Source organism: Variovorax sp. JS1663 (genome assembly GCF_002157355.1).
In the GTDB taxonomy this organism is placed as follows: Bacteria; Pseudomonadota; Gammaproteobacteria; order Burkholderiales; family Burkholderiaceae_C; genus Variovorax.
Genome location: NZ_LYMK01000117.1, coordinates 1 through 2,418, shown reverse-complemented (window position 1 = coordinate 2,418; position 2,418 = coordinate 1). Strand labels below are relative to the sequence as shown.

Below are 2,418 nucleotides of genomic sequence, written 5' to 3'. Positions count from 1 at the left end.
TACCCGCCGGCAGAAGGCGACGAGAGCGATCCAGGGTTCTTCCAGAGCCTGCTGAACTTCTTCACGAAGCTGTGGGGGCCGAACACCACGGAAGCGGAGAAGCAGGGCTTTGCGTTCATGTACGACGAGGACGGCAGTCTGCTGGCGGAGACGGGCACGGGTGGGGCCAACAGCACGGGCAGCACGCAGTACATCTACCTGCCCACGGCCAGTGGGCCGATGCCGATTGCGGCGGTGATCAACGGCCAGCCCTACGCGGTCCACAGCGATCACCTCAACACGCCGAGGAGGCTCACGAACGCGAGTGGCCAAGCGGTCTGGCAATGGAGCTACAGCGCTTTCGGGGATGAGAAGCCGACGATCGCGAAGTACCGGTTCGCGAACCTGGAGGTCAATCCGAATCCAGGGACGACGAACATCGCATCTCCGGATTTCAATCTGCGGTACTGGGGCATGTATGCAGACCCGGAGTCACGCCTCTTCTACAACGGGCGGCGCAGCTACAACCCGGATGGCGGCAACTACACGCAGAACGACCCGATCGGATTGGGTGGTGGGCTCAATCGGCGTGCCGGCCTTGGCGGCAATCCACTCGGGAAGAGCGATCCGACGGGGCTTTCGCCCTGCAAGTGGATTGGCCCCGTACTGCAATGCAACTGGGGGCCACCGCCCAGCCTTAACGCTGAAAATCCCTATGGTGGAGGCGCATCCGTCGCTACACCACAGTGGAAGCTGCCGATCACCATGCCTGGAGCGCTCATCAGCGGATGCCTTGACCTCGGTCGACGATTGACAGGGTGGATGTTTTCGGACGGCAACAATGAGGAGTTGCCTGATCTCGAAAAGACACCGACAACGCATCCCGACGATTTCGAGCCTGTCAAAGGAAGCAAAGGCAAGAGGAACCTGGAAACCGGAGAGATCTGGGAGAAGGATCAGTTACACAGAGATCATTGGGAAGTTTATGGTGACAAGCGCGCCTACGAGAAAGGTAAGCGCGATCGCGACGTCTGGGCCGACGGGCGACCCAAACGAAAATTCTGAACGGCTATCGATGGAGAAATCATGAAGACCGACGATATCAGTGAACGCTATGCCGACCAGAAAGTTGGGCTCATTCTTCGACTACTTCAGGACGACGAGGGCGATACCGCCTCGGTACTGATCGAAGGTAGCCAGCAAGCACTGCGAATGCTTGCCGAGTTACTTCTGGCGGTGGCTGATGAGCCCGAGAACGAAGGCTTTTCCATCTCGCCATTTGGCGCTGGCAAGACGCATTTTTCCGAGCTTTCGGAACTCGGCCTGTACATTCATCGTTCACCCGGAGCGGCCCAGCAAGGAACCATCGGTGGATGACGGTTCGCGTGTAGCCGCCCATTCGGCAATCAAGCTGGTCCAGGCGATGGAACGGACCGGGCCTGACCGCATTCATGTACGGGGAGGATGGGGATCTGCCGGCGGAGACGGGCACGGGCGGCGTCAACACCAGCCCCCGAATGCGCTGAATCCGACAGGTGGAACGCAAGACCTGTATCCGCATTGCATTGATTGCAGTCGAACTCAGGGTGGCCAAATCAGATGGCGACAACTACGTCCCGAAGGGCAAAATTGAAGATCGACATTCTTGATTCGCCCGATCGCCTGACCAAGACGACCAAAGGCTTGGCATCACACGATCCTGGTTACGAGATAAGTGCTTCGGTCAGTTCACCGGAACTGGGCGAGCACTGCGAGGAGTTCGTCCGATTTATTGCCGAGTATGTCTTGTCCGGAAACTCGATCAGGGCAGGCGAAACTTTGGCGTATGGGTACTGGTTAACCAAGGCCGAGTTGACAGATGGCCGGACGCTCGTATTTTTTGAGTACAACCCCGAGGCCACAGAGTTTGTGTTTGGGGTGACTCACACCTTGACGTATTGGCGTGATCAAACCAGCCTCTGCAATAGAGAAGGTGCCGACTTCATTCCACCGCGGCCTGATCAGATGGTGGTCATATCGGATGGAGTTTATGAGGGAGACAATGTTGAGGGGGTTCGATACGCGTCCCCATCGCATATGTCGGGTTGGTGGCTTACCACTGATCGATACAACGGAAAAATCGAATCGCTGAAGACCGTTCATGCCCACCACGTCTCGGCGAAACGACCTGATCTAGCAAAGTTTCTTGCACTTCCAAACGGCTATCGATTCTTCTCCCCAACTGGTGCCGTGTGGTTTGATGAAAAGGCTGCGAAGTAGAGACTGAGGCAGTGGGGTCCTGTCGCCGTGGACCGGACCACCGCACGCGCCATCAACAACCTCAACCGCGTTGCTGCCCGTACCGACGGCCCCAACCAGAGCAGCGCCTTCGGCTACGACGCCAACGGCGAACGCATCAGCGACACCAACGGCCTGAACCAGAGCACCCAGTACGGCCTG

General features: G+C 58.0%; 3 protein-coding genes. All 3 read left to right on the top strand.

Annotated elements, in window-relative coordinates; all coding sequences use genetic code 11:
* A partial coding sequence (locus A8M77_RS34850; RefSeq protein ID WP_143694914.1) for an RHS repeat domain-containing protein occupies positions 1-1,044 on the top strand: 1,044 nt, incomplete at its 5' end.
* Positions 1,045-1,065: 21 nt separating this feature from the next.
* Positions 1,066-1,356 carry a hypothetical protein gene (locus A8M77_RS34845; RefSeq protein WP_086926024.1) on the top strand — a complete coding sequence of 97 codons (291 nt, stop codon included), beginning with the start codon at positions 1,066-1,068 and terminating at the stop codon, positions 1,354-1,356.
* Between the two features lie 252 nt (positions 1,357-1,608).
* Entirely contained in the window at positions 1,609-2,238 is a 630-nt protein-coding gene (locus A8M77_RS35930) for an immunity protein Imm33 domain-containing protein (protein ID WP_143694913.1), read from the top strand.
* The last annotated feature ends 180 nt before the right edge of the window (positions 2,239-2,418 follow it).